We start from the raw sequence: 8,302 nt of genomic DNA, 5'->3' as shown, positions 1-8,302 counted from the left end.
CGACCACGTTCATTCCCGCAGGTAACGATTTCGCACACTCGCACGGGGGTGTCGCACGCTATGGGTCGAAATACATTGTGTTACAGTCTATTTCGGTACTGTACGCACGTTCGTGTGGCGTCGAATTCGTCTCGATCCAGCCGAAAACGGTGACGATCCGTGACATCGATTCGACGCGCATAACCCACCGCGATCTGCATCGGACCGCGGGGGGTGGGTTAGCAATTCGCGCCAGGCGTGAGTACGGTCGCTATCGCTGCTGGTTATCAGCGGAATAGACAAAATTTGCACACGACGAGACGGAGGAACCGTGGCCCTTCCCCAGTTGACTGATGAGCAGCGCGCTGCTGCTTTGGAGAAGGCAGCTGCTGCCCGCAAGGCCAGGGCTGAGCTCAAGGAGCGCCTGAAGCGTGGCGGCACCGACCTCAAGCAGGTCCTCAAGGACGCCGAAGACAACGAAATCTTGGGCAAGATGAAGGTTTCGGCACTGCTCGAGGCGCTGCCCAAGGTGGGCAAGGTCAAGGCTCAGGAGATCATGACCGAGCTGGAGATTGCACCGACCCGTCGCCTTCGTGGCCTCGGTGATCGGCAGCGCAAGGCTCTGCTCACCAAGTTCGACTTCGAGGCCTGAGCCGACAAGTGATGATTGCTGACGCGGCAGTGTCTGATGATTGCTGACGCAACAGTGTCAGAGAGCAAGACCGCAGTGCGGAGGGGTCGGCTGGTTGTACTGGCCGGCCCTTCGGCTGTCGGTAAGTCCAGCGTCGTTCGCGAGCTGAGAACTCGGTTGCCTGAACTCGTTTTCAGCGTTTCGGCCACCGCTCGCGATCCCCGTCCAGGTGAAGTGGACGGCAAGGACTACCGATTCACCTCCCGTGAAGAATTTCAACGGATGATCGACTCCGGTGAACTTCTCGAATGGGCGGAAATCCACGGCGGCCTGCAGCGCTCCGGCACCCCCGCAGCTCCGGTCGAAGAAGCGCTCGAAGCTGGAAAGCCCGTTCTCGTCGAGGTCGATCTCGCCGGAGCACGAGCTGTCCGCAAGGCGATGCCCGAGGCTCTGTTGGTGTTCATGGCTCCACCGAGCTGGGACGTTCTGGTGCAACGGCTGACCGGACGTGGAACCGAAACGGAAGACGTCGTGGCGCGCCGACTCGAGACGGCCCGAGTGGAATTGGCCGCACAGGACGAGTTCGACACGGTCATCGTGAACGAGGATGTAAGCCGTGCTTGCGATGAGTTGGTATCCTTGTTGGTTGGGAACTGATTCCGCACCCTTCGGGAACCGATTTCCACCCCGTTTCTCAGATATCCGGATCGATAAAACTAGTTCTTCAATGAAGATCTAATTCAGGAGACACAAGAGTGAGCAGCACTTCAGCCGCGTCCGCAGCAGGTCAGGGCGCTCTGCCTGCCTACGACACCCCGCTCGGCATCACCAACCCGCCGATCGACGAGTTGCTCGAACGCACCTCTTCCAAGTACGCCCTGGTCATCTACTCGGCCAAGCGCGCGCGCCAGATCAACGACTACTACAACCAGCTCGGTGACGGCATCCTCGAATACGTCGGACCTCTGGTCGAGCCCGGTCTGCAGGAAAAGCCGCTGTCCATCGCGTTGCGTGAAATCCACGCTGATCTCCTCGAGCACACCGAAGGCGAGTGAGCACCACATCTGCCGCACCCGAACCTCGTTCGGGTGTCGGGGGAGTGTCCGACGCGCCCACATCGATACGTAAGCGCATTGTCGTCGGTGTCGGTGGGGGTATCGCCGCGTACAAGGCGTGCTCGATCATCCGCAGCTTCACCGAGAGCGGTCATCACGTCCGCGTGATTCCGACCGAATCCGCTCTGGAGTTCGTCGGGCGCGCGACGTTCGAAGCACTCTCCGGCAACCCGGTTCACACCGGCGTCTTCAACGACGTCCCGCAGGTTCCGCATGTCCGTCTCGGACAGGAAGCCGATCTGGTCGTCATCGCGCCGGCAACCGCTGATCTGATGGCGCGAGCGGTCATGGGTCGCGCAGACGACCTGTTGACGGCCACTTTGTTGACCGCGCGCTGTCCGGTCGTCTTCGCCCCAGCAATGCACACCGAGATGTGGGAGCACCCCGCAACGGTCTCGAACGTGGCGACACTGCGTTCGCGCGGCGTCCACGTGATCGAACCTGCCTCCGGGCGTTTGACCGGGAAAGACACCGGAGCCGGTCGACTTCCCGAACCCGACGAGATCGTCGGGTTGGCATCGTTGCTCCTCGAGCGCTCGGACGCGTTGCCGCGCGACCTGGAGGGTCGCCGCATTCTGGTCACCGCCGGCGGTACTCGCGAGCCGCTCGATCCCGTGCGCTTTCTCGGTAATCGCAGCTCGGGCAAGCAGGGCTACGCGCTCGCCCGTCTTGCCGCGCAACGCGGCGCGCACGTGACACTGATCGCCGGGTACACGGCTGATCTCGCCGACCCCGCCGCTGTCGACGTCGTGCACATCAAGACGGCCGAAGATCTCCGGTTGGCAGTGGAAAAGCACGCACCGGGACACGACGGAGTCGTCATGGCTGCGGCTGTCGCGGACTTCCGCCCCACCACCGTCGAAGGCAGCAAGATCAAGAAGGGCGCAAACGAACCCGACTCGATCAGCCTCACCAGAAATGCCGACATCCTCGCCGGTCTCGTCGAAGCGCGTCGTGACGGCGACTTGGATGCTCGAACGGTGATCGTCGGATTCGCCGCTGAGACCGGTGACGCCCATGGTGACGTTCTCACCTATGCCCGCTCCAAGCTTGCCCGCAAAGGTTGCGATCTCCTCGTGGTCAATGCGGTCGGCGAGGGCAAGGCGTTCGAGGTCGATCACAACGACGGTTGGCTGCTCGGTTCCGACGGCTCGGAGTCCGCTCTCGAACACGGATCCAAGGCTTTGATGGCCAGTCGAGTACTCGACGCCCTGGTCAAGCTCTTTCCCGAGTAGCGACACGCGCCCGGTGGTGAGAGTTACCCCACGATAATCGGGTGAGTACAAGGGTGTTGCGCAGGCGGTCCAACCGTTATCGTCGGCTCAGCCCCCAGCTAACAAAGCATGACAAAACGGTCACCGAACGGTGATTCGGATACTTCAATAAGCTGTAGTCAAGAACTCAGTCGTCGAGAGGGAGATCTGTGAGCAAGTCCGGCAGTCGGCTATTCACCAGCGAGTCCGTCACCGAGGGGCACCCGGACAAGATCTGTGACGCGATCAGCGACTCGATCCTCGACGCGCTGCTCACCCAGGACCCGCGCGCCCGCGTGGCCGTCGAGACACTGGTCACCACCGGCCAGGTTCACGTAGCCGGTGAGGTCACGACCACTGCGTACGCGGACATTCCGAAGATCGTGCGCGACACGGTCCTCGAAATCGGCTACGACAGCTCCGCAAAGGGCTTCGACGGAAATTCGTGCGGCGTCAACGTCGCGATCGGCGCCCAGTCGCCCGAGATCGCGCAGGGTGTCGATCACTCGCACGAGGCTCGCGTCGACGGAATCAGCGACGACGAGATCGACCGTCAGGGTGCGGGCGACCAGGGCCTGATGTTCGGCTACGCCACCACCGACACGCCGGAACTGATGCCGCTGCCCATCGCGCTGGCTCATCGTCTCTCTCGCCGGTTGACCGAGGTCCGTAAGTCCGGCGTGCTGCCGTACCTGCGCCCGGACGGCAAGACCCAGGTCACCATCGAGTACGACGGTGACAAGGCTGTCCGTCTCGACACCGTGGTCATCTCCACCCAGCATGCCGCTGACATCGACCTCGACAACCTGTTGACGCCCGATCTTCGCGAGAAGGTGCTTCACTCGGTGCTGACCGACGTCAACCTCACCGATCTCGACACCTCCGATGTTCGTCTGTTGGTGAACCCGACAGGCAAGTTCGTCCTCGGTGGCCCGATGGGTGACGCCGGTTTGACTGGCCGCAAGATCATCGTCGACACCTACGGCGGAATGGCTCGCCACGGTGGCGGCGCGTTCTCCGGCAAGGACCCGTCAAAGGTCGACCGCAGCGCTGCCTACGCCATGCGCTGGGTGGCCAAGAACGCTGTTGCCGCAGGTCTGGCCGACCGCATCGAGGTTCAGGTCGCCTACGCCATCGGCAAGGCAGCTCCGGTCGGACTCTTCGTTGAAACCTTCGGCACCGAGAAGACCGATCCGGCACGGATCCAGAAGGCGAGCACCGAGAGCTTCGACCTGCGTCCGGGAGCGATCATCCGCGACCTCGACCTGCTGCGCCCGATCTACGCGCAGACGGCGGCATACGGTCACTTCGGTCGCACCGATATCGACCTCCCGTGGGAGAGCACCGATCGCGCCGACAAGCTGCGTAGCGCAGCTGGTCTCTGATCACTGACGTACAGACGGGGCGCGGGTGGGCGCGGAAAGAGTAGCGGCAGAAGTCGATCCGGTCGCCCGGGTGCTGCCGATGCTCCCGCTCGCTCACCTCGACCGTGAATTCGACTACCTCGTTCCTCGTGAACTCGAAGCGGATGCGCAGCCCGGAGTCCGGGTGCGCATCCGCTTCGCTGGTCGTCTGGTGGACGGTTTCATCGTCTCGCGCGAGGCGACCAGTGACCATCAGGGGAAGTTCGGCTGGCTCGAACGCGTCATCTCGTCCGAGCGGGTCTTGACGGCCGAAATCGCGCAAGTCGTCGATCGTGTGGCGGAGCGTTATGCCGGAACCCGCGCCGATGTTCTCCGTTTGGCGGTACCGCCGCGCCACGCGAAGGTCGAGGCGGAACCGTGGGAGCCCGCCGAGTCACCGTCCGCTCCTGAAGCGATCGAAAATGGTTGGCATCTCTACAGATTCGGTGACGCCTTCCTGTCCGCCATTCGCGAGTCGAAAAGCCCGCGTGCGGTCTGGCAGGCGTTGCCTGGTGAAAACTGGCCACTGCGCCTGGCCGAACTGGCCGGGGCCGTAGCGGCAAGTGGTAAATCCGCGATCCTGGTTGTGCCCGATCAACGCGACCTGGACCGCGTCGTCGCCGCTTGTACCGAACTCTCCGGAGCGGATGCGGTGGTAGGTCTGTCCGCGGGCCTGGGGCCGGCCATGCGATATCGGAGGTGGCTCGCTGCACTGCGCGGGACCGCCCGGATCGTCGTCGGCACGCGGAGTGCTGTTTTTGCGCCGACGCCCGAGACCGGTCTTGTCGTCGTCTGGGACGACGGCGACGACAACTTGTCCGAGCCGCGGTCGCCCTATCCACATGCCCGCGAAGTTGCCGTCCTGCGTGGCTACGTCGCCGGGTGCGCCGTCGTGATCGGTGGGTTCTCCCGTACGGCAGAAGCGCAGGTACTCGTCGACTCGGGATGGGCGCACGATCTGGTCGCTACGCGGGACGTCGTTCGTGCCCACGCACCCAAGATCACCGCGCTTGCCGACAGCGATCAAGCCTTGGCCCGCGATCCGGGAGCCAGAGCGGCTCGTTTGCCCGCTATTGCATTCGCGGCCGCCCGGCGCGCTCTGGGTGAGGGCAACGGAGTCCTGGTACAGGTGCCTCGGCGGGGGTACGTACCGACCCTGGCCTGCGGAAAGTGCCGTGCCCCGGCACGGTGCCGTCGGTGCAACGGCCCACTGGCTCTTCCCGCTGCGGCAGGTCCCGACGGCGCCGGGACACCGGCGTGCCGCTGGTGCGGGGTTGCCGATGCCGCCTACCGATGTCACGCGTGCGGGGCGAAAGCGTTGCGCGCGGTGGTGGTCGGTGCCGGCCGGACCGCCGAAGAACTCGGGCGGGCGTTTCCCGGTGTGAAAGTTGTTCTGTCCGGGGGCAGTGATGTGGTCAAGGAACTGCCACACGGGCCCGCGTTGGTGGTCTCGACAGTGGGTGCGGAGCCGGTGATGACCGGCGGCTACGGCGCCGCGCTCTTGCTCGACGGCTGGGCACTGCTCGGCCGGCCCGATCTTCGCGCCGCCGAGGAAACACTCAGACGCTGGATGTCGGCTGCTGCCATGGTGATTCCGCTGTCCGAAGGCGGTGAAGTTGTGGTTGTCGCAGACTCGGGTATCCCGACGGTGCAGGCGTTGGTCCGATGGGATCCAGTGGGGCACGCACAGTCTCAATTCGAGGAACGGGACGAGGTCGGCTTTCCTCCGGCCGTTCACATGGCTGCGATCGACGGTGGATCCGCGGCAATTGCGGAGTTGGTGGATTCAGCTGATCTGCCGGCAAGTGCTGTACTGCTCGGACCAGTGGAATTGCCTGCGGGGGAGAGGCTTCCGTATTCCGGTGAGGACGAGAGCGGTGTCGCGCCGGAGCGAATGCTGGTCCGCGTTCCACGCAAGGACGGTCGCGGCCTTGCGGACGCTCTGGCACATGCGAGGGCCGCGCGCAGTGCGCGGAAGTCTTCGGGTCCGGTCCGCATTCAGATCGACCCACGCCGCATCGGCTGAGTTTCGAGTTGTCGGAGGAATCCTTGCGCTACCCGATATGACGATATATCGTCGAACTATCAACGATAGTGATGGAGGTTCGACGATGGATGCAAGTTTCCCGAACGAGGGGATGTTCGGCCGGCGCGGTTTCTTCGGCGGTTTCGGCCGTGAGCAACGGCCACCATTTGTGATGTGGGTGCCGACGGACGACGGCGCGTCGGGCGATGGTCCCGGCGATCGAGACGGTGGACGACGCGGTCGACCGCACGAGCGGCCGGGCTTCGGTGACATGCCACGCAGAGGCCATCGGCGGGGGCGTTTCGGTCCAGACGGCGGACCCGGCCCCGGCTTCGGTCCGGGCGCTCAGTTCGGTCGCGGGCGAGGACGTGGCGGACGAGGTCGTCGAGGAGATGTGCGCGCTGCGATTCTGCTGTTGATCGCGGAAGAGCCGATGCACGGCTACGAATTGATTCAGCAGATCGTCGAGCGCAGCGGCGGCGTCTGGAAGCCGAGTCCGGGCTCCATTTATCCCGCGCTGTCCCAACTCGAGGACGAAGGACTGGTGATCATCGAAAAGGTTGCCGGCCGCAAGACCGCCAAGCTGACAGAAGAAGGCGTCGCGTACGTCGAGGAACATCGCGCCGATCTCGGGGCGCCGTGGGATGACGTTCGTCTCAGCGTAGGGGAGCCGGAGCAGGACCTTCGAGAACTGATCGGCCAGCTGATGGGCGCGGCCGGTCAAGTGGCTGCTGTAGGCACACCAGCGCAGGTCAAGGCCGCAGCCGACGTGCTTGTCGAGGCGCGCAAATCGCTCTACCGAGTGCTTGCCGGTGATGACGCCGATGAAGGCGGCAATTGAGACGTCGGATACCTACTGTTCGGTAGGGTATGCGCCTCGAAGTTTCTGGTGTTACGGTCAGCTCCCTCGTAGGATCAGAGCAGGAGCAGGAACAATGTCTGGCGTCAAACGGTCTGTGGGACTGACATTTTCGGTAGCAGTGGCGCTGCTGATCGGAGCACCGCCGGCTATATCGGGTGCCGCACCGACGCTTCCGTCTGCGAGTGCCGACGCGATGGACGTTCCTCTCGACGTCGGTCCGGGTCAGGCGACCCGTTCCGTTGCTACGGCATATGCGCATGCTCATCCAGCATCCGCACCTGCCGGATCGAACGATTTCGGCTGTGAGCCTTCCGCCACGCATCCCCGACCGGTTGTACTCGCCCACGGAACCGACACCGAGGCGTACGCGGATTGGGCGGCCCTGTCGCCGGCACTGGCAGCTGACGGCTACTGCGTCTTCGCCCTCAATTACGGCGGTGCGATCAAAGAAGAAGACGGGGACGTCGCACACGAGACCTACGGCGTCGGCGACATAGTCGGTAGTGCCACCGCGTTCGGTTCTTTCGTCGATCAGGTGCTGACCGCGACCGGCGCGGACAAGGTCGACGTCATCGGCTATTCGCAAGGCGCGACGGTGACGCGGTACTACGTCAACAAGATGGGCGGCGACGCCTACGTCGATCATTGGGTCGGTTTGGCTTCGCCGACCTACGGCGGGGTGATGTTCGGGTTGGTTCCGATCGTCCGCGCGATCCCCGGCGGAGAGGACTTTGTCGAAGACGTCTTTTCGCGAGCTGTCCGTGAGCAGATGCAGGGGTCGGATATGTTGAACGCCCTCAACGACGGCGGCGACACCGTACCCGGAGTGCGCTACACGACCATCGGGTCCACTGTCGACGAGATGATCCAGCCGTCCTCGAACATCGCGCTCCGCGGTGCCGGTGCAGAAAACATCGTCCTCCAGGATCTGTGCCCGTCGAACCTGACCGGCCACTTCCGCATGCCGTACGACCCCTACGTGATCGACGTCATCCGGACGGTCCTCGACCCCGATGCCGAGCGGCACGCTTCG

At 63.9% G+C, this 8,302-nt stretch carries 8 protein-coding genes; all 8 read left to right on the top strand.

Going from position 1 to position 8,302, the window contains the following annotated elements; translation table 11 throughout:
• Positions 1–310: 310 nt before the first annotated feature.
• The gene (gene mihF / locus A2J01_RS32680; protein ID WP_003944825.1) at positions 311–631 is read left to right on the top strand and encodes an integration host factor, actinobacterial type; all 321 of its coding nucleotides are present in this window, start codon (positions 311–313) and stop codon (positions 629–631) included.
• A 36-nt stretch (positions 632–667) separates the two neighbouring features.
• Positions 668–1,267 (top strand): guanylate kinase, encoded by a 600-nt coding sequence (gene gmk, locus A2J01_RS32675; RefSeq protein WP_064114357.1) that lies wholly within the window; start codon positions 668–670, stop codon positions 1,265–1,267.
• 98 nt (positions 1,268–1,365) lie between these two features.
• Positions 1,366–1,665, top strand: a complete 300-nt coding sequence (rpoZ, locus tag A2J01_RS32670; protein ID WP_003944996.1) for a DNA-directed RNA polymerase subunit omega — start codon at positions 1,366–1,368, stop codon at positions 1,663–1,665.
• Positions 1,662–2,960 (top strand): bifunctional phosphopantothenoylcysteine decarboxylase/phosphopantothenate--cysteine ligase CoaBC, encoded by a 1,299-nt coding sequence (gene coaBC / locus A2J01_RS32665; protein WP_003944888.1) that lies wholly within the window; start codon positions 1,662–1,664, stop codon positions 2,958–2,960. Before rpoZ ends, coaBC begins: the two co-directional genes overlap by 4 nt.
• Before the next feature lie 188 nt (positions 2,961–3,148).
• Positions 3,149–4,363 carry a methionine adenosyltransferase gene (gene metK, locus A2J01_RS32660; protein WP_064114356.1) on the top strand — a complete coding sequence of 405 codons (1,215 nt, stop codon included), beginning with the start codon at positions 3,149–3,151 and terminating at the stop codon, positions 4,361–4,363.
• Between the two features lie 25 nt (positions 4,364–4,388).
• On the top strand, positions 4,389–6,407 hold the full coding sequence (locus A2J01_RS32655) for a primosomal protein N' (protein ID WP_082900998.1): 2,019 nt from the start codon (positions 4,389–4,391) through the stop codon (positions 6,405–6,407).
• A 172-nt stretch (positions 6,408–6,579) separates the two neighbouring features.
• On the top strand, positions 6,580–7,248 hold the full coding sequence (locus tag A2J01_RS32645; protein WP_370852745.1) for a PadR family transcriptional regulator: 669 nt from the start codon (positions 6,580–6,582) through the stop codon (positions 7,246–7,248).
• 94 nt (positions 7,249–7,342) lie between these two features.
• The coding region (locus A2J01_RS32640; RefSeq protein ID WP_064114358.1) for an esterase/lipase family protein at positions 7,343–8,302 on the top strand (960 nt) is incomplete at its 3' end.

Origin of the sequence: Rhodococcus sp. EPR-134 (genome assembly GCF_001647205.1) — a bacterium.
In the GTDB taxonomy this organism is placed as follows: domain Bacteria; phylum Actinomycetota; class Actinomycetes; order Mycobacteriales; family Mycobacteriaceae; genus Rhodococcus_F; species Rhodococcus_F qingshengii.
Note: the sequence above shows the minus strand (reverse complement) of the source record. Positions and strands in the feature narration are given on the sequence as shown.